At 61.0% G+C, this 18212-nt stretch carries 19 protein-coding genes; 6 read left to right on the forward strand and 13 right to left on the reverse strand.

Annotation, left to right across the window (positions count from 1 at the left end; genetic code table 11):
* Positions 1 to 105 precede the first annotated feature (105 nt).
* Entirely contained in the window at positions 106 to 582 is a 477-nt protein-coding gene (locus tag MCRY_RS10575) for a DUF411 domain-containing protein (protein ID WP_212747379.1), read from the reverse strand.
* Between the two features lie 154 nt (positions 583 to 736).
* On the opposite strand from MCRY_RS10575, the gene MCRY_RS10580 reads away from it, so the two are divergent.
* Positions 737 to 2059, forward strand: coding sequence for an MmgE/PrpD family protein (locus MCRY_RS10580; protein WP_085629594.1), 1323 nt, complete (start codon positions 737 to 739; stop codon positions 2057 to 2059).
* Between the two features lie 4 nt (positions 2060 to 2063).
* Here MCRY_RS10580 and MCRY_RS10585 read toward each other — a convergent pair whose 3' ends face one another.
* The 10 genes from MCRY_RS10585 to MCRY_RS10630 all read right to left on the reverse strand — a co-directional run bounded on the left by MCRY_RS10585 (position 2064) and on the right by MCRY_RS10630 (position 12024).
* Positions 2064 to 2435: a hypothetical protein gene (locus MCRY_RS10585; RefSeq protein WP_171046200.1), complete on the reverse strand. Its 372-nt coding sequence runs from the start codon at positions 2433 to 2435 to the stop codon at positions 2064 to 2066.
* Entirely contained in the window at positions 2432 to 3208 is a 777-nt protein-coding gene (locus tag MCRY_RS10590; protein WP_085629596.1) for a crotonase/enoyl-CoA hydratase family protein, read from the reverse strand. The genes MCRY_RS10585 and MCRY_RS10590 overlap by 4 nt, the downstream gene beginning before the upstream one ends.
* Complete coding sequence (locus MCRY_RS10595) at positions 3205 to 4056, reverse strand: hydroxymethylglutaryl-CoA lyase (RefSeq protein ID WP_085629857.1); 852 nt, start codon at positions 4054 to 4056, stop codon at positions 3205 to 3207. Before MCRY_RS10595 ends, MCRY_RS10590 begins: the two co-directional genes overlap by 4 nt.
* A 48-nt stretch (positions 4057 to 4104) precedes the next feature.
* Positions 4105 to 4776 carry a glutathione S-transferase family protein gene (locus MCRY_RS10600; RefSeq protein ID WP_085629598.1) on the reverse strand — a complete coding sequence of 224 codons (672 nt, stop codon included), beginning with the start codon at positions 4774 to 4776 and terminating at the stop codon, positions 4105 to 4107.
* On the reverse strand, positions 4773 to 6713 hold the full coding sequence (locus tag MCRY_RS10605) for an ATP-binding protein (protein WP_085629600.1): 1941 nt from the start codon (positions 6711 to 6713) through the stop codon (positions 4773 to 4775). The genes MCRY_RS10600 and MCRY_RS10605 overlap by 4 nt, the downstream gene beginning before the upstream one ends.
* A 93-nt stretch (positions 6714 to 6806) precedes the next feature.
* Positions 6807 to 8408, reverse strand: a complete 1602-nt coding sequence (locus MCRY_RS10610; RefSeq protein WP_085629602.1) for a carboxyl transferase domain-containing protein — start codon at positions 8406 to 8408, stop codon at positions 6807 to 6809.
* A gap of 1 nt (position 8409) precedes the next feature.
* Positions 8410 to 8898 carry a lysozyme inhibitor LprI family protein gene (locus tag MCRY_RS10615; protein ID WP_085629604.1) on the reverse strand — a complete coding sequence of 163 codons (489 nt, stop codon included), beginning with the start codon at positions 8896 to 8898 and terminating at the stop codon, positions 8410 to 8412.
* Complete coding sequence (locus MCRY_RS10620; protein WP_085629606.1) at positions 8895 to 10457, reverse strand: AMP-binding protein; 1563 nt, start codon at positions 10455 to 10457, stop codon at positions 8895 to 8897. Before MCRY_RS10620 ends, MCRY_RS10615 begins: the two co-directional genes overlap by 4 nt.
* Positions 10454 to 10759, reverse strand: coding sequence for a hypothetical protein (locus MCRY_RS10625; RefSeq protein WP_085629608.1), 306 nt, complete (start codon positions 10757 to 10759; stop codon positions 10454 to 10456). The genes MCRY_RS10620 and MCRY_RS10625 overlap by 4 nt, the downstream gene beginning before the upstream one ends.
* A gap of 101 nt (positions 10760 to 10860) precedes the next feature.
* Positions 10861 to 12024, reverse strand: coding sequence for an isovaleryl-CoA dehydrogenase (locus MCRY_RS10630; RefSeq protein WP_085629610.1), 1164 nt, complete (start codon positions 12022 to 12024; stop codon positions 10861 to 10863).
* A gap of 138 nt (positions 12025 to 12162) precedes the next feature.
* On the opposite strand from MCRY_RS10630, the gene MCRY_RS10635 reads away from it, so the two are divergent.
* Positions 12163 to 12633: a pyridoxamine 5'-phosphate oxidase family protein gene (locus MCRY_RS10635; protein WP_085629612.1), complete on the forward strand. Its 471-nt coding sequence runs from the start codon at positions 12163 to 12165 to the stop codon at positions 12631 to 12633.
* Positions 12634 to 12642: 9 nt separating this feature from the next.
* Complete coding sequence (locus MCRY_RS10640; RefSeq protein WP_085629614.1) at positions 12643 to 13098, forward strand: CreA family protein; 456 nt, start codon at positions 12643 to 12645, stop codon at positions 13096 to 13098.
* On the opposite strand, the gene MCRY_RS10645 is transcribed toward MCRY_RS10640, so the two are convergent.
* The gene (locus MCRY_RS10645; RefSeq protein ID WP_085629616.1) at positions 13095 to 13757 is read right to left on the reverse strand and encodes an HAD-IA family hydrolase; all 663 of its coding nucleotides are present in this window, start codon (positions 13755 to 13757) and stop codon (positions 13095 to 13097) included. The two genes, MCRY_RS10640 and MCRY_RS10645, sit on opposite strands and share 4 nt — an antisense overlap.
* 105 nt (positions 13758 to 13862) lie before the next feature.
* Between MCRY_RS10645 and glmU the strand changes: the two genes are divergently transcribed.
* The 3 genes from glmU to MCRY_RS10660 are packed head-to-tail and all read left to right on the forward strand — an operon-like array spanning position 13863 to position 17714.
* Entirely contained in the window at positions 13863 to 15212 is a 1350-nt protein-coding gene (gene glmU / locus MCRY_RS10650; protein ID WP_085629618.1) for a bifunctional UDP-N-acetylglucosamine diphosphorylase/glucosamine-1-phosphate N-acetyltransferase GlmU, read from the forward strand.
* A 4-nt stretch (positions 15213 to 15216) separates the two neighbouring features.
* Complete coding sequence (glmS, locus tag MCRY_RS10655) at positions 15217 to 17034, forward strand: glutamine--fructose-6-phosphate transaminase (isomerizing) (protein WP_085629620.1); 1818 nt, start codon at positions 15217 to 15219, stop codon at positions 17032 to 17034.
* Positions 17031 to 17714, forward strand: coding sequence for a DNA alkylation repair protein (locus MCRY_RS10660; RefSeq protein ID WP_085629622.1), 684 nt, complete (start codon positions 17031 to 17033; stop codon positions 17712 to 17714). The genes glmS and MCRY_RS10660 overlap by 4 nt, the downstream gene beginning before the upstream one ends.
* Here MCRY_RS10660 and MCRY_RS10665 read toward each other — a convergent pair.
* Positions 17703 to 18188, reverse strand: coding sequence for a hypothetical protein (locus MCRY_RS10665; RefSeq protein WP_085629624.1), 486 nt, complete (start codon positions 18186 to 18188; stop codon positions 17703 to 17705). The genes MCRY_RS10660 and MCRY_RS10665 overlap by 12 nt on opposite strands.
* Positions 18189 to 18212: the final 24 nt, after the last annotated feature.

Consider the following 18212-nt stretch of genomic DNA (forward strand, 5'->3'; position numbering starts at 1 on the left):
ACTGAGCACGAACACCTCCGCGTCCGCTTGTATTGCGAAAAATGAGTCTCGTGTCTCATGCAGGGTCACAGGCCGTGCACGCGCTGGCGAACTCCCGCAAATCCGTCAGGCTGCTGCGTCGTAGTGTGTATAGACCTCTGTGGCTCCATCCCGAAGGATCAAGTGGACCTCATACGCCTCGCGCTGGCTTTCAGGCCCCATCCCCGGCGATCCAAACGGCATCCCCGGCACCGCAAGCCCGATGGCATCGGGGCGCTCGGCCAGCAGTTTGCGAATGTCCCGGGGCGGCACATGGCCTTCGATCACATAGCCCTCGATTTCCGCCGTATGGCAGGACGCCATGTTTCGCGGAATCCCACGCTTGATCTTTTCCTGCACCAATCCACCGCTGGTGCGGGCCTCGGTGGTGATGATGAAACCGTCCTGTTCAAGGATTTCGATCCACGCCGAACAACAGCCGCAATTCGGGTCTTTGAAGACATTCATTTGCGGCGCGCTTTGCGCCCCTGCGCTTTTCGGTGCAACCAAAAGCGCCGCCGCCCCCAACAGGACCGATCTTCGGGAATGAGACATCTGTGGCATATGGTTTCCTTCGTTACGGCTTTCTTGGACGAAACCCTGAGCACGGGGAAAGGTCAACACACTCTCGGACAAATGACCTCCAAGGTCGTTTTTGACCGCGACAGACCAAGCGCCGTGCAGAGGCTTGCCCCATAATGCCGCGAAAGCCCCTGCCATGAATACAACCTTGCACGATTTCCTGCACCAAACGACTTATCACGACCTGCCAGATGAGGTCCGCAGTTTCGCCCGCCAATGGCTTCTTGACCTGATCGGTGTGGCTGCCGGAGGGCGCGCTACATCGCTGTCGCGGATCATCCACACCCATGCGGCCCGCCACTTTGGCGGCGATGGCGCACGTATGCTCTTTGACGGGCGCGAGGTCAGCCCCGCAGGAGCCGCGCTGGCTGGCGGCATGACCATAGACGCGCTGGATGCCCATGACGGCCATAAACTCACCAAAGGCCATGTCGGCTGCGGCGTTTTCCCATCTCTCTTGGCCATGTCGCAAGCCGAACAGCGCCATGACGCCCAAGAGTTCCTGACGGCTCTGGTTCTCGGATACGAAATCGGCACCCGCGCCGGGATCGCCCTGCACAGGACAGCCACTGACTATCACACGTCCGGCGCGTGGATCGCCGTGGCTGTGGCCGCTTTGGGCGCGCGTGTGCTGCGCCTGAACGCATCGAAAACCCGCGAAGCGATTGGCATCGCCGAATATCACGGTCCGCGCAGCCAGATGATGCGCACAATCGACCATCCCACGATGGTCAAGGACGGATCAGGCTGGGGCGCGATGGCAGGTGTGACCGCCGCCTATCTGGCACAGGATGGGTTTACCGGCGCACCAGCCCTCACTGTTGAACAGGGCGAAGTCGCTGACTTGTGGGCCGATCTGGGCGGTAATTGGCGGATCACCGAGCAGTATTTCAAGGCCTATCCGGTTTGTCGGTGGGCACAGCCTCCGTTGCAAGCCGTGCTGAACCTGCGCCAAACCCATGGCCTGACCTCGCGGGACGTCACCCGGATCGACATCACGACCTTTCACCAGTCCCGCAGACTGGCAGTCACTGATCCCAAAACAACCGAGGAAGCCCAATACTCCACCGCTTTTCCAACCGCCGTTGGCATGGTGCGTGGGACCTGCGGCCCTGCAGACGTGAACGAAGCCAGCTTTTCAAACCCCGAAATTCAACGCCTCGCCCGATCTATGGTGATCCGTGAAAGCGATACCTACAACGCAGCCTTTCCGGCCAAGAGAATTGCCGACGTCACCTTGGTTCTGAATGATGGGCGCGAACTCCGATCTGGCCCGACCGAAGCCCTTGGTGATCCGGAAAACCCAGTGTCTCTAGAGATTGTCATGTCCAAGTACCGCGCCTACGCGGAACCGGTGCTCGGTCAAGCCCGCGCGCTCGACATCCAAACCCAAGTTCTGTCCTTGGGCGAAGAGGACGATCTCACCGCTCTTCTGTCCCTGCTCACAACGGCCGTCTGACGGCTCAGGCCGTCATGACCACCAACCCCATCGCCGACAGGACCAGCATGATTGGTCCCCAGACCATGCGTTCCGGCTTTGACGGCGTGATCCAGTTCAGAACCGTACTTACACCCGTCACGGCAAGTGCCACCCAGCCTGTCCAGACCGGCCAGCCCAGCCCCGGAAATCCGGCCGCCGACAAGATCGCCAATCCCTGCAACAGCACCACAGGGATCGATACCGCTGCAATGATGCGACCCGACAGCGGCAGCGCGCCTTCGTGCTGACCGCCCTGCGTAAACCGACCCAGTGGCGCGCCAAAGATCAGCGCCACCTGAAAAAACGCAATCGCGAGCATTGCTGTCGCATAAAGATGTGCGATCTGAACTGTCATTGCCAGCTTGGCCCTCGCTTGTCGAAAAAGGCGCCCACCCCTTCGCGCGCCTCGTCCGATTGCCACCGGCGCGCCAAAGCGTCGATGGCAAGATCCACCTGCTCCGGCGTCACCCGACCGGCAAGGTCACGCATCAGAGCCTTGGCCTCGGCCACAGCTCCCGGTGCGCAGGACAGGTAGGGCAGCACCTCTGCCTCGATGGCGGCGTCCAGACCGTCCGGGTCGACCGTACGGCTGAGCAGGTTCAACCGGACGGCTTCCTCTGCTCCGAACACACGCGCTGACATGAACACCTCCGAGGCCCGTGTCCCGCCCATCCGCGCGAGCACATATGGCCCGATATTGGCCGGGATCAGCCCCAACCGCGTTTCCGTAAACCCAAATTTGGCCCCAGTGACCCCGATTGCCACGTCGCACACCGAAACAAGACCAACGCCTCCCCCCAGCGCATTGCCCTGCACCCGACCAATGAGCGGCTGTGGAAGATCATAAAGCGCGCCCAGAACAGTTGCGATCCGGCGGCTCTCCACCCGGCGCGTATCGGCATCCATGTCGAACTGCTCACGCATCCACGCCAGATCACCACCCGCACAAAAGGTCTTACCCTCTGCCGCAAGAACAACCACCCGCACCGACGGGTCACTGGCCAAGCGCCGCGCCGCCTCTTCCAACTCGGTCATCATCTGCGCCGACAACGCGTTGTGCTTATCGACGCGCGCCAGCGTCAGTGTCATCACCCCACGCGCATCTGTCTCAACCCGGATCAAACTCACCCTCGCATCCTCCGCGCCATTGCAGCCGCCTCGGCGACCACATCCATGTTCAGACCGTGCTCGTACCCCAGCGAAGCCACCCGCTCCGCCACAGCCTCGGTCGCCACGTTGCCCGCAGCCCCCGGCGCATAGGGACAACCGCCCAAACCTCCGACCGCCGCATCGAAGACCCGCAAGCCAAGGCCCAATGACGCCTCGACATTGTCACAGGCCAGACCACCCGTGTCATGGTAATGCCCCGCCAATCGCTCTGCCGGCATTTCCTGCAATACAGCATCCAACATCGCGACGATGCTTTCAGGTGTCGCGCGTCCGATCGTGTCACCCAAAGATACCTCGTAACAGCCCATGTCCCGCAACGCCGCCACCACCCGCGCCACGGCGTCCGGGGCCACCACCCCATCATAGGGACATTCGACCACGCAAGACACGTAGCCCCGCAGCGGCACTCCAGCAGCCACGGCAGCTTCGGCCACCGGCCGAAACCGCTCAAGGCTCTCGGCAATGGTCGCGTTGATATTGGCCTTCGAGAACCCTTCCGATGCCGATCCGAAAATCGCCACCTCATCGGCCCCGGCGGCCAACGCGTCCTCGAACCCCCGCAAGTTCGGCGTGAGCGCCGTGTAAGACACCTCCGGTGTCCGCGCAATACCAGCCAAAACAGCCGCCGAATCCGCCATCTGCGGCACCCATTTCGGACTCACGAAACTCGCGCATTCGATCCGCCGGAACCCGGCCAGAGACAGACAATCGACCAGAGCGATCTTTTCTTCGACCGGGATCAAACGCGCTTCGTTCTGCAACCCGTCGCGCGGTCCTACCTCAAAAATTTCGACCCGCTCGGTCAACGCGCCATCCCCCTGCTTCTTCTTTTTCCAAATATGCACGGCCTGACATCAGCCAGCTGCCTCCCACGCCGGGTAAAACTCCTGCGCGTAAAGCCCGGTGCCCGCTTCCGGCAGCGATTTCTGGAACTCCGGCCGCTCCGTGATCCGCTCGTACCATTCGGCCACCGCCGGATGCCCCCCCAGCTTGGCAAAATGCCGCGCCATATAGATCGCCTGTCCAACCGACACATCTGCTGCAGAAAATCCGCTGGTCAGCAGATAATCCCGGTTTTCCACCGGCGTCGACAGCCGCGCCTCAAGCGCGTCATAACATTTGCCCAACCGTGCGGCTTCCAGCTTCATCACAACCGGTGAGCGCATCGCGTCCTCATAAAGCATGATATGCTGCTGCGTCAGCGCCGCCGCGTGCTGGCTGATGGTTTCCGCAAAATGCACCCAGACCAGCCAGGCCATCCGGTCCGGATCATCCGGCCCACGCCCCATATTCGCCTCCGGGAACCGCTCACACAGATATTCAGTGATCGCCCCGGTCTCGAACATCCGCTCGCCGTCGATCTCTAGCGCAGGAACACGCCCCGCAGGGGACAACGACAGGTATTCCGGATCCCGCAACGACCTGTCGAAGGCATGCAGCACGACTTCAAAGTCAACCTCAAGCTCATAGAGCAGCCAAAGCGTCCGCATGGACCGGGTCTGAGGGCAATGGTGCAATCGGATCATATCTCTTCCTCTTCCAGACGGATCAGCACCGCACCCGCCTCGACCTGAGACCCGGCTTGGGCCATGACCTCGGCAACAACACCGTCACGCGCGGCAAGCAGGGAATGCTCCATCTTCATCGCCTCGAGTATGGCCAGCCTGTCTCCCTTGGCAACCGTGGCCCCGGCGCTGACAAAGACCTGCCGCACCAATCCCGGCATCGGTGCTTCGATCAGATCGCCCGACGCCCCGGCCCCGGCCTCCACATCCAGCGGATCAACACGGCGCAGCACTGTTGTCGGGTCTCCAAACACCGTTGCAACCCCGTCTTCAACGAACACTGCCGCACCGGGTTGCCCATCAAAGCGCCAGCCATTGGCACCATAACGCGCCGCCACGATCTGCCCGTTGACCGCCACGTCGATCTCACCCGGACCACGGGTCGTAATCAGACACCCGAGGATGTCCTCACCAAACGCCACTGCCAACTCCTGCGCCACCGGAGCCCAAAGCGCAAAACCGTCCAAGGGTTGCGGCGCACGGTCCAAACCAACCAGCGCCAGAACCGCCTGCGCGGTGACTGCTGGCGCGAGGTCCGGCACATCTGTCAAAGCCGCAAGGTCGCGCCCGATCAACCCTGTATCGACATCACCAACCGAGAACCCCTCGTGCCGCGCCAAAGCCCCCAGAAAGGCAAGATTGGTGACGGTTCCAGCCACCTGTGTCTCCGCCAAAGCCTGCCGTAGCTTGCGCAAGGCAACCGCACGCGATGAACCATGCACAATGACCTTGGCAATCATCGGATCATAATGCGGTGAAATCACATCCCCCGTCCTGACCCCGGTATCGGCCCGCGCAGCCTTGGGAAAAGCCAAATGCGCCAAACGCCCGGTTGCCGGCAGGAACCCGGCTGGCACGTCCTCGGCGTAGAGCCGCGCCTCAAAACTGTGCCCTGTGATCGTCAGGTCGCCTTGCACACAGGGCAAAGGCTCGCCAGCCGCCACACGCAGCTGCCATTCCACAAGATCGACACCCGTGATCGCCTCGGTCACCGGATGCTCCACCTGCAGGCGCGTGTTCATCTCCATGAACCAGAACCCGTCTGGGCGCAGCCCGTCCGCCCCATCAACGATGAACTCAACCGTCCCCGCGCCCTTGTAACCAATGGCCTCTGCCGCACGCACCGCCGCGTGGCCCATCGCGTCCCGCATCTCGGGTGTCATCCCAGGCGCGGGAGCTTCCTCGATCACCTTCTGATGGCGCCGCTGCAACGAACAATCCCGCTCGAACAGATGCACCGCCGTCTCGCCATCCCCAAAGACCTGCACCTCGATGTGACGCGGGCTGGTGATGTATTTCTCGATCAGCACGTGAGGATTGCCAAAGGCGGTCTTTGCCTCGGACTGGGCCGAAGCCAACGCATCGGCGAACCCCTTGGGCGCCTCGACCAGTCGCATTCCCTTGCCACCGCCCCCGGCCACTGCCTTGATGAGCACCGGATAGCCAATCGCCTCGGCCTCTTTGGCCAATAACTCCGGCGATTGATCCACACCTTGATACCCCGGCACCACGGGAACCCCCGCCTCCGCCATCAACGCCTTGGCCGCGTCCTTCAGGCCCATCGCCCGGATTGCCGAGGCCGAAGGCCCGATGAACACCAGCCCCGCCGCCTCGACCGCGTCAACGAATTCCGGGTTTTCGGACAAAAAGCCATAGCCCGGATGGATCGCCTGCGCGCCAGTGGCCTGCGCAGCCGCAATGATCGCATCACCCCGCAGATAGCTCTCCGCAGGCGATGCTCCGCCAAGCGAAACGGCGACATCCGCCATCTCGACATGGCGCGCCTGCGCGTCCACATCCGAATGCACCGCCACGGTGCGCACCCCCAGACGACGGCAGGTGTCGATCACCCGGCAGGCGATCTCGCCCCGGTTGGCTATCAGGATCGTGTCAAACATCTCGCACCACCGCTTCTCTTCATCTTGCCCGTAAACTCCGGGGGTTTGGGGGCTGGCCCCCAAGTCAACCTGCGTTTGGGGGCTGGCCTCCAATTACATGCGGAACACACCAAACCGCGTGTCCCCGATGGGTGCATTCAGCGCCGCCTCCAGCGACAAAGACAGCACCGACCGAGTCTTGCGGGGGTCAACGATCCCGTCATCCCACAGCCGGGCCGAGGCATAGAGCGGGTGCGCCTGTTCTTCGAACATATCGACGGTCGGCTTTTTGAAAGCCGCTTCGTCCTCGACCGACCACGACTCGCCGCGCTTCTCCATCGCGTCGCGCTTCACGGTCGCCAAAACGCCCGCCGCCTGTTCGCCGCCCATGACAGAAATGCGCGAATTCGGCCATGTCCACAAAAAGCGCGGCTGATAGGCGCGTCCCGCCATGCCGTAATTGCCCGCACCAAAAGAGCCCCCCACCAGCATGGTGATCTTTGGCACCGAGGTACAGGCCACGGCCGTCACCATCTTTGCCCCATGCCGCGCGATGCCCTCGTTCTCGTATTTCCGGCCCACCATAAAGCCGGTGATGTTCTGCAGGAACACCAGAGGGATCTTGCGCTGCGAACACAGCTCGACGAAATGGGCACCCTTTTGGGCGGCTTCAGAGAACAGCACACCATTGTTGGCGATAATCCCCACTGGCCAGCCATCAACATGTGCAAACCCGGTCACCAATGTCTCGCCAAAGCGCGGCTTGAATTCGTCGAAATAGGATCCGTCCACCACCCGCGCGATCACTTCGCGAATATCATAGGGCGTGCGCAAGTCGCCCGGCACCACGCCGAAGATCTCGTCCGGATCATACGCCGGGTCTTCTGCCGGTTGCCGTAGGCCGGAGGTCAACCCTGCCCCCAAAGACCCAACGGCACGCCGCGCCAAGGCAAGCGCATGCCCGTCATCTTCGGCCAGATAATCGGCCACACCCGAAAGCCGCGTGTGCACGTCACCGCCACCCAAGTCTTCGGCTGTCACCACCTCACCCGTCGCGGCCTTTACCAGCGGCGGGCCGGCAAGGAAGATCGTGCCCTGTTCCTTGACGATGATCGTCACGTCCGACATCGCGGGCACATAAGCGCCGCCAGCTGTGCAAGACCCCATCACCACGGCAATCTGCGCAATGCCCTTGGCGCTCATCCGGGCTTGATTGTAGAAAATCCGCCCAAAATGGTCGCGGTCGGGGAACACTTCATCCTGCTGAGGAAGGTTCGCGCCACCCGAATCCACAAGATAGATGCAGGGTAAATGGTTCTCTTCCGCGATCTCTTGCGCCCGGAGGTGTTTCTTGACGGTCATCGGATAATACGTGCCGCCCTTCACAGTGGCGTCGTTGCACACCACCATGACCTGACGGCCCATCACCCGGCCAATTCCTGCGATCACCCCGGCAGCAGGGGCCGCCCCGTCATAAAGCCCATGTGCCGCCACAGCACCCACCTCCAGAAAGGGCGATCCGGGGTCGAGCAGGTTGGCCACCCGGTCTCGAGGCAGCATCTTGCCCCGCGAGACATGCCGCTCGCGTGACCGTTCTCCACCTCCTGCAGCCGCAAGATCGGCTGCCTCACGAACCACGCGCAGCGCGTCTTCATGCGCGGCAATGTTCGCCTTGAACTGCTCCGACGACGCAATCGCCTGTGACCGAAGTTTCATCTTATTGCCCTCGCATATCGCGCAATTCGATGGCGCGCTGTGCCGTCATTGTCAGGTGGCAATTGGCACCAACGATGGTTCGGATCGTGCCGTCCTGCCACATTGCGTAGCGTGCCGCACAATCGGCATCGCGAAAGACGATCCATGCCCGTTGTGCATCGCGCAATGCGTCAGAGCGGTCCAGCACCTGCGACAGCCCCTGCTCGTCCGCAGTTTCATTCGCCATCTGTGTCCATTTGTATTCTTCGTTGAGGAGCACATCCCACATCGCAGTTTCCGCCTGAATACACTCTGAAATCCCGATGGTGGTCGATCCGCCCGGCTGTTCCTGACACTGGCCGGACGCCTCTCCAAGACAGAAGGGATAAAGCGCACCGATCTCGGTATTCTCGAAGCAGTCACGCACGATTTGTTGGTCTATCGTGAACTCTTGAGCTGTGCCGACCTGAGGAACACAGAGCAGCGCCGCCATCATCAAACCCCGTTTCATGCCTTGTCCTCCTGAGCAGCGCGCGCTTTCAATTCCTTGCGGATGACTTTTCCGGTGACGGTCATCGGCAGATCTGTCAAAAACTCGATTTCTCTTGGATACGAATAGCTTGCAAGGCGATCCTTCACCCATGACTGAAGATCTGTTACCGATGCGTCAACGCCTTCTTTAAGAACCACATAGGCCTTGACGATCTCGGTGCGCAGCGCGTCGGGCTTGCCCACAACACCGCACGTCGCCACCGCCGGATGGGTCAGCAGGCAATCCTCAATCTCAGCCGGTCCGATGCGATAACCCGCTGAGGTGATCACGTCGTCCTCGCGCCCCAGAAAGGTGATGGTATCCCCGTCCTTGATCCCGCGATCGCCGGTGATCATCCAATCGCCCCGGAACTTCTCGGCGGTCGCGTCGGGTTTGCGCCAGTATTCCAGCATCATCGACGCCGATCCGCGGCGCACGGCGATGTCGCCCTCACCCTCGCAGGGCAAGCCATCCGGCCCGATCACTGACACCTGATGCCCCGGCACCGCACGGCCCATCGACCCCGGCACGGCATCGAAGGACGCGCCACAAGACGACACGATCATGTTGCATTCGGTCTGGCCGTAAAATTCGTTGATGGTCACGCCGAACGCCTCGCGGCCCCAAGCCAGCATCTCGGCACCGAGCGGCTCACCTCCGCTGGCGATCGACCGCAAGCCGTCGATCCGCGCATCCGCTGCCTTGAGCATCCGAAGCGCGGTTGGCGGGAAAAATACATTGCGCACAGTGCCTTCCCGGCAAATCCTTGCGCATTCTTCGACCGAAAACTTCGGCATGCGCGCCGCAACCACCGGCACACCCAACGCAAGCCCCGGCATGAGCACGTCGAACAGGCCACCGATCCACGCCCAATCCGCAGGGGTCCAGATCACGTCGCCATCTTGGCCCAAGAAGTCGTGGCTCATCTCGACACCGGGCAAATGGCCGGTCAGCATTCGATGCCCGTGCAATGCTCCCTTGGGCGACCCGGTTGTGCCGCTCGTATACATCAACACCGCTGCATCTTCGGGTCCGGTCTCAACAATCGCGCGGGTGCCGGATGACGCCCCCAAATCGCTGCGGGCCACGGTCGCCACGCCCAGCCCGGTCAGTTGCACGACGCCTTCAAGGTCGGTCACAACAACACCCAGCCCCGCATCATCAATCCGGGATTTCAGCGCGTCGGTGCGGAACAGCTTGAACAACGGCACCGAAATTGCCCCCAACCGCCACGCAGCGATATGTGCGGCGGCGCAAAGAGGTGATTGCGACAGCAACACGCCGACCCGGTCACCCTTCATCACACCGCGTTCGATCAGCGCCACCTCGACCTGCCGCGACCGGTACCACAGATCGCCATACGTGACCCTGCGCATCCGCTCGGGCGTAACTTCGAGGATCGCTATACGGTCAGGCTCTGTCGCAGCCCAACCATCGCACACCTGATGCGCCATGTTCAGCGATGTGGGCAGGTCCCAGTCGAACCTTTTACACAGGGCATCATAAGCGGCAGGTCGCAACATCGGACGGGTCGTCATGTCGAAGGCCTTTCGAATCCATCGGCTCCGCTGGTCGCGATCAGCCGCCCAAACCGGTTCACATGGTAAACGCGCGGGCCACAGCGCACAGTGATCCACGCGCCATCCACTTGCCCCGCCAGACCGACACAATCGCCAGCTGTTGCACCGGGTCCACCGTCTTGGGTCACATAGCGGGAAGCCATCGCATTGATCACATCTGTCTCCGTTATCGTGGCAGCGATCCAGCCATAGCGGAACGCCAAGAGTGCGCCGACCAGTGTGGCAAGCCCAAGAGGCACCCACCAGACCCAGCCCGGCATCAGAGGATCAAGCTTTTCAGTGTCATCAACGCGATCCTCTTTGCATTTTTGACAACGCGCAATTCATTCCGAAAACCGGTGCCCACTTTTCGGATTGCGCTTCATCCCATCGCCGCCATCATCTCGCGGCCGACAAGCATTCGGCGGATCTCGGAGGTGCCCGCCCCGATCTCCATCAGCTTGGCATCGCGGAATATGCGCGCCACCGGCGCGTCCGACAGGAACCCTGCGCCACCCATAGCTTGCACCGCCTGATGCGCCTGCACCATCGCCTGTTCGCTGGCGTAAAGGCAGCAGGCGGCGGCGTCCTGACGGGTCACATCGCCCCGGTCGCAGGCCTTGGCCACCTCATAGACATACGCACGCGCGGAATTCATCGCGGTATACATGTCCGCCATCTTGCCCTGCATCAGCTGGAAGCTGCCAATAGGCTGGCCGAACTGCTTGCGCTCGGCCATGTAGGGCATGATTTCGTCCAGACATGCGGCCATGATGCCAAGGCCGATCCCAGCAAGCACCACACGTTCGTAATCCAGACCGGACATCAGAACGCGTACGCCGCGGCCCTCTTCGCCCAAGACGTTCTCGAACGGCACTTCGACATCGTCGAAAATCAACTCGGCGGTGTTCGATCCACGCATCCCCAGCTTGTCGAAATGCGGGGAGGTGCTGAAGCCTTTCATCGTCTTTTCAATCAGGAAGGCGGTGATGCCCTTGGACCCGGCATCGGGGTCAGTCTTGGCATAGACCACCAGCGTGTCCGCATCCGGTCCGTTGGTGATCCAGTATTTGTTGCCGTTCAGCTTGTAATGATCATTTCGCTTTTCAGCGCGCAGCTTCATCGACACAACGTCCGACCCGGCACCCGGTTCGGACATGGCCAATGCACCCACATGCTCGCCCGAGATCAGACCCGGCAAGTACTTGGCTTTCTGCGCGTCACTGCCATTCAGTTTGATCTGGTTCACGCACAGGTTGGAATGTGCGCCATAGGACAACGACACTGAGGCCGACGCCCGCGCGACCTCTTCCACCGCGACAGTGTGCGCAAGATATCCCATGCCCGCACCGCCGTATTGTTCGTCGACGGTGATGCCCAGCAGGCCCAGTTCCCCCATCTCGGTCCACAGTCCGGGCGGAAACTCGTTCGTGCGGTCGATGTCGGCCGCCATCGGCTTCACCCGCTCCTGCGCCCAGCGATGCACCATTTCGCGAAGGGAATTGACGTCTTCCCCAAGATCAAACTGCATGGTCGCGTTGAACATTCGCCTCTCCCCAAGCGGATTTATTGAACACTTGTTCAAATCTTACGAGAAACCCCGGCATCAGGTCAAGCGCAAGGAACTGTCCGCAGCATCGGGCGTTGGGAGAGCGAACCGCATCAATAGCGAAAGGACATCTTTATGACAGCCACACTGACCGATACTTTCTGGAGCAATATGAGCAAGATTCACGTCATTCTGCTTGGCGCTGGCGACGGAACACCTGTGCCGATGGCGCCCTTGGCACGCCAAGAAGACGACGCGATCTGGTTCATCACATCCGCTGATCACGACAGCTTCAAGGCCGCGAAAACTGGTGACGAAGCCAAAATCTACCTCTGCGATTCGGCGGGCCACATGTACGGCACCATCAAAGGGCATCTGTCGGTGTCGCAGGACAGCGACAAACTGGATGAGCTTTGGTCACCGATGGCCGCTGCATGGTTTGACAATGGGCGCGAGGATGACTCGGTTCGATTGATGAAATACACTCCATCCGAAGCCGAGATTTGGGCCACCGATGGCACCGCCAAATACCTGTTCGAGACGATCAAGGCGAATGTCACCGATGCCAAACCCGATACCGGCACATACGGCATAATCCACTTTTAAGGACTGCACATGACCAGATTGGGAACCGCCTGCCTTCTTGGCCTGCTTTCACTGACCCCAGCGCGGGCCGAACAGGTGGGCGAAGTTGGCGTTGATTGGGTTGGCAATGACATCATCATCGAAGCCATCGCCGACCCGGATGTGGCGGGTGTGACCTGCCACATCGCCTATTTCGAACGCGGGCTAATCGACCGGCTGAGCAAAGGCAACTGGTTTGAGGATCCATCGAACGCGTCAATCTCTTGCCGCCAGACAGGCCCGATAACAATCGGCGATATCGACCGCGACGACGACGGCGAAGACGTATTCCGCGCATCGCGGTCGATCGTTCTCAAGTCGCTTAGAGTGAAGCGTATCTTCGACGAGAAGAACCAGACGCTGATTTACATCGCCCACGCGGCTGAACTCACGGACGGATCGGCCAAAGTGTCGATGTCGACTGTACCGCTTTACGGATCGGACTAACCCAGCAGCCGCGTCGCGACTTCGGGCAATTCGTCGAAATGCTGAATGATCGCATCCGGTTCCAGCGCGGCCATATCGCCACCCGCCGGACCAAAGCCGACCAGCACACAGGCCACGCCCACGGCGCGGGCGGTGTCGCGGTCGGTGACTGTGTCCCCAATCAGACAGCTTTGTGTAACAATGCCACCTGCCCGCTCGACCGCCGCGATGTAGGGCGCGGCATCGGGTTTACGGGTGGGCAGCGTGTCCGCCCCGATCAATGACCCGAACGCGCCGCGCACACCGAGCCGTGTCATCAGCGTCTCTGCAAGGCCTTCGGGCTTGTTGGTACAGATACCCACCGCCATTCCGTTCGACTTAAGGACCTCGACCGCTTCCATCGCGCCGGGGTAGAGCACGGTGTAGGTGTCAATCGCATCTCCATAGGCCGACAACAGCACCGAGTAGTACTGATCGACCAGTTCGGCGGAATACTGCCCAGCCCGTTCCAGACCAAGCGTCAGCATCGCTCGCCCGCCTCTTAGCGCCGTTCCCGCATCCGCGACCGGATCAAGCCGGGTCTCAAATCCCATCTGGTCAAAGCAATGGTTGGCCGCCGCGATCAGGTCGCCACTTGTATCGGCCAGCGTGCCGTCGAGATCGAAAATTACCGTACGCACTGCGTGTCTCCTGTCACAAGTCGCAACCATGTGTGAAATCTCGCGCCTTGCGGCACGCCCCAAGACCGATAAAAGGACCACAGGCAAAAGACAAAGAGAAACCTGATGAGCACAGCATTGGTCATTCTTGCGGCAGGCAAGGGCACCCGCATGGAATCGGACCTTCCGAAAGTCCTGCACAAGATCGGCGGTGCACCGTTGCTGCACCACGCCATGCTGTCCGCATCGGCCTTGGAGCCCGAGCGCACCATCGTCGTTACAGGCCACGGTGCGGATCTGGTCGAAGCAGCTGCACAGGATTTCGACGCCGACGCGATCGCAGTGCGTCAGGACGAACAGCTTGGCACAGCCCATGCTGTCGCACAGGCAAAGACAGCGTTAGACGGGTTCGAGGGCGATGTGATCGTGCTCTATGGCGACACGCCGTTCATCACCACGGAAACCCTCGAACAAATGATCGCGGCGCGCACGTCAAGTGACGTCGTGGTGCTTGGGTTTGAAGCCGTCGACCCCGGCCGGTATGGCCGCCTGATCGTGGACGGCTCTGCGTTGATGCAGATCGTCGAATTCAAGGACGCAACAGAGGCCGAACGCGCGGTGTCGCTTTGCAACTCGGGTGTGGTTTGCGTCAGCAAGGACCTGCTGTTCGATCTGCTAGGGGCGGTCGGCAATGACAATGCCGCAGGCGAGTACTATCTGCCCGATATTGTTGGAATCGCCAATGCGCGCGGTCTCAAAGCCACTGCAGTGACCTGCGACGAGGCGGAAACGCTGGGCATCAATTCCCGTCTGGAACTCGCCTCGGCGGAAGCATTGTTTCAACACTCCAAACGCCGCGCTCTGATCGAAGACGGAGTGATGATGCAGGCCCCTGACACAGTGTTTCTGTCCTTCGACACCATTATCGGCCGCGACGCGGAAATCGAACCCAACGTGATCTTCGCTCCCGGTGTCACCGTCGAATCCGGTGCACGCATCCGCGCCTTCAGCCATTTGGAAGGTGCCCATGTCAGCCGTGGCGCAACCGTGGGCCCCTTTGCCCGCCTGCGTCCCGGTGCGGAACTGGCCGAACATGTGCACATCGGTAACTTCGTTGAGATCAAGAACGCCACTATCGACGAAGGCGCAAAGGTCAATCACCTGACCTACATCGGTGACGCCCAGATCGGCGCGCGTACGAATGTCGGCGCGGGCACCATCACCTGCAATTACGACGGCGTGATGAAACATAAGACTATCATTGGCCGCGACACGTTCATTGGATCAAACACAATGCTCATCGCCCCTGTCACGGTCGGCGATGAGGCGATGACGGCCACCGCCACAGTGGTGACCAAAGACGTGCCGGATGGGGCAATGGCCATCAGCCGGGCAGAACAGAACAACAAACCGGGATTTGCACGCAAGCTGTTCAGTATGTTGCGCGCTAAAAAAGCCAAAATGGCAAAGGGTTAGGTTTATGTGTGGGATCGTTGGTGTACTGGGTCAGCATGAAGCCGCCCCGCTTTTGGTCGAAGCCCTCAAACGGCTCGAATATCGCGGCTATGACAGCGCAGGGATCGCCACGGTCAACAATGGCGCTCTGGATCGCCGCCGCGCTGTTGGCAAGCTGGTGAACCTGTCAGACCTATTGGTGCACGATCCCCTGCCGGGAAAGTCCGGCATAGGCCACACCCGTTGGGCCACCCATGGCGAACCCAACACCCGTAACGCCCATCCGCACCAGTCTGGCCCGGTGGCTGTTGTCCACAACGGAATCATCGAGAATTACAAAGACCTGCGCGCAGAACTGGCCGAACACCAGATCACGCCGCAGACCGATACCGACACCGAAACCGTCGCGCTGCTGACGCACCACTACATCCAGCAGGGCATGACCCATGTGGACGCAGCCCGCGCGTGCCTTGCACGACTGGAAGGGGCGTTCGCGCTGGCGTTCCTGTTCGATGGCGAAGACGATTTGATTGTAGCCGCCCGCAAAGGCAGCCCTCTGGCCATCGGACATGGCGACGGCGAGATGTTTGTCGGATCGGATGCCATTGCGCTGGCCCCCATGACCGACACAATCACCTACCTCGAAGAAGGTGACTGCGCCGTACTGACCCGCCAGACCGTTGATATCTTTGATGAAAGCGGTGCGCGCGTGATGCGCGAAAGCCGGACCATCAACACCGATGCCACCCGCGTCGACAAGGCCGGATACAAGCACTTCATGGCCAAGGAAATCGCCGAACAGCCCACCGTTCTGGCAGATGCCCTGCGCGCCTACCTTGATGGCAACACCATTGTCCTGCCTGACACCCTGCCCGATTTCGCCAAGATCGACCGGCTCACCATGGTGGCCTGTGGCACCGCCTTCTACGCGTGTCTGACGGCGAAATACTGGTTCGAACAATTGGCACAACTGCCGGTCGAGGTCGATATCGCCTCCGAATTCCGTTACCGCGAACCCCCGATCACAGCGCGCACTGTGGCCTTGTTCGTGTCCCAATCCGGCGAAACCGCCGATACGCTGGCCGCGCTCCGCTACTGCAAGGGCAAGGCCGACAGCATCGTCTCGGTGGTCAACGTGGCCGAAAGCTCCATCGCGCGAGAAAGCGATGTGGCCCTGCCGATCCATGCGGGTGTCGAAGTTGGCGTCGCCTCCACCAAGGCGTTCACCTGCCAGCTCAACACGCTGCTCTTACTCGCGCTGCACGCCGCCGTGCAACGGGGGGTGATGTCCCACGATGAACTCGCCGACAAGCTAGGGGAATTGCGCGCACTGCCCGGCCTGTTCAATGTCGCGCTTGACCGCGACCCGACAATGGCGGACGCTGCTCACAAGATTGCCGAAGCGCGGGATGTGCTGTTTCTTGGCCGGGGATTGATGTATCCACTCGCGCTGGAAGGAGCGCTTAAATTAAAGGAAATCAGCTACATACACGCCGAAGCTTACGCATCAGGTGAACTCAAGCACGGCCCCATCGCCCTGATTGACAAGAACGTCCCGGTGATTGTCATGGCACCGCGCGACGCGCTGTTTGAAAAAACCGTGTCGAACATGCAAGAAGTCATGGCACGCGGTGGCAAAGTCTGCCTGATCACAGATGCCGCCGGGGCAGAAGCTGCGGGTGCTGATGTTTGGCGCACCGTGATCCTTCCTGCAGTGGACCCAATCCTGTCACCCCTGCTTTATGCCCTGCCCGCGCAGCTAATCGCCTATCACGCGGCAATCGCCAAAGGCACCGATGTGGACCAACCACGCAATCTTGCAAAATCCGTCACAGTCGAATGACGCTGGACGATGCACTGGCCGAACTGCGCGCCAAGGCAGAGCCGGGGCGTGCAGAACAAATGGCTGCCTACCACAAGGTCGACCGCCCATATCTGGGCGTCGCCAATCCCAATACGGACATGCTGGTCCGCGAGTGGCGTCAGGCGATGGACCTCGAAACCCGCCTCATGCTTGCGCACGATCTTTGGCAGACCAACATTTTCGAGGCCCGCGTCGCCGCAGCCAAACTGCTGACGCAGGCACGGATCAAACCCTCTGACGAAAGCGCATGGGATCTCATCACCTCGTGGGTGCCCGATTTCGACAGCTGGGCGATCGCGGATCATGCCTGCATGGCCGGTCAACGTCGCCTGACGGCAGACCCCACACGTCTGGATGTGGTCGAAACCTGGATCACAAGCGATCATATGTGGAGCAGACGCGCGGCGCTGGTCATTACCCTGCCCTGGACCAAGCAGAATCACCCCACGCAGGCCGAAACCCTCGCACGGGACCGAATCCTAGGCTGGGCTTCGACTTATGTGACCGATCCCGACTGGTTCATCCAGAAAGCGGTCGCATGGTGGCTGCGCGATCTGTCCAAACACGACCCAGACCGCACCCGTGCGTTTCTGGCGACCTATGGCGACCAGATGAAATCCTTCGCGCGCAAAGAAGCCTCGCGGCACTTACCCGCCTGAAAACACCTGCACCTCTGCCAGATCGGTCAGAGGCACACCAATCAGGCGCATCGCAGGCAGCGACAAACGACTCCCCCCCCCGTCGATCGGGATCAGATCGACCTGAACGGATTCGCCGGTGGCGGGATACAGAACGCGGCCCTTGGCGGGCGCAGACACAAGCGATGTCTCAAGCCAGAAACCCGGCTGCGCGGGGCTGCCTAAGGACACAACGGTGCTCCCCAAAGCCTGTTCCGCACTTGCAGCTGTAGGGGCCACTGCCGCAGCCCGTTCCTCGGCGGTTGTGGTGTCAAACTCATCCACCGTACGCGCATTTGTCGGAGGCAGACGTACCTCTGTCTGCAGGGCATCGGGGCGCGATTGCGGTCGGGTTTGCCCCTCGCTTTGTGTCGGGTTTGCGGATGGCAAAAGCCCAACTTGACCGCAGCCCGCCAGAATCCCGCAAAGCCCCAGAATTCCAACCGTCTTTCGCATCAGAGCCTCCGACCTTCGTCTTGC

Source organism: Marivita cryptomonadis (assembly GCF_002115725.1).
GTDB lineage: Bacteria > Pseudomonadota > Alphaproteobacteria > Rhodobacterales > Rhodobacteraceae > Marivita > Marivita cryptomonadis.